The sequence below is a fragment of the Fulvivirga aurantia genome (assembly GCF_009711475.1).
Taxonomy (GTDB): domain Bacteria; phylum Bacteroidota; class Bacteroidia; order Cytophagales; family Cyclobacteriaceae; genus Fulvivirga; species Fulvivirga aurantia.
In genome coordinates, this window is sequence record NZ_SMMD01000177.1 from 1 (window position 1) to 845 (window position 845).

Consider the following 845-nt stretch of genomic DNA (forward strand, 5'->3'; position numbering starts at 1 on the left):
GCTTGATTAGTACCTTGAATTGAGCCTATAAAGTATAACTCATTATTATCAATAGTTGCACTTGCGTTTTTTAGAGTTGCATTTTCAATTCCATATGACATGAAACTTTCTATATCGCCTAGTAATGTCATCGATATAAAGTAGATGTCGTTAATTCCTTTAGTCTCATAAGTCTTGGTGCCAACTCTAATATCACTTTTGAAATCACCTATTAGATATAATTTATCATCAAACAATTTCAGGGTAGAAGTATTTACGTTATCTGAACCAGAAAATGTCTTTATCCATTTTAAAATACCATCTGAGTTATATTTGATGCAAAAAACATCTTTTCCATTCTCGGAAGATATTGTTTGGTCTTCTATAAAAAGGGTATGCTGGAAAGTGCCCGCTAAATAAATATTACCTGATTCATCAACGATCATATCAGATACCTCATCCTGGGATATACCTCCTAATGATCGTAGCCATTCGATATCACCGGTTGCTGCTGACATCTTGGAAATGAATACATCTGCCTTACCGTGAGCGTTGATAAAATTTTCATTAAACTTTATTTGTTTCTGAAATAATCCTGTTAAATAAATTGCCCCATCCTTTTCAATAACCTTCTTACCTGATTCACTTAAGGATCGAAGTCTATTATCGACTCCACCCAACTGTTTGAGCCAAGAACTTACTGATGACGCCATGGTTCGTTTTTCAACTATGGCATCAGAATTACCATGAGATTCATTTAGCCTGGCATTATTACTCTTAGATGATATGTCAAATGAGCCTGTTGAGATTAATTCCGTATCGCTATTTACATAAATTGAGTTAACTAAATCCCAATTTTCACCCCC

The 845-nt window shown here is 34.3% G+C and carries 1 protein-coding gene; it reads right to left on the reverse strand.

Annotated elements, in window-relative coordinates; all coding sequences use genetic code 11:
• On the reverse strand, positions 1-845 hold an 845-nt coding region (locus tag E1176_RS20175), incomplete at both ends, for a hypothetical protein (protein ID WP_185152493.1).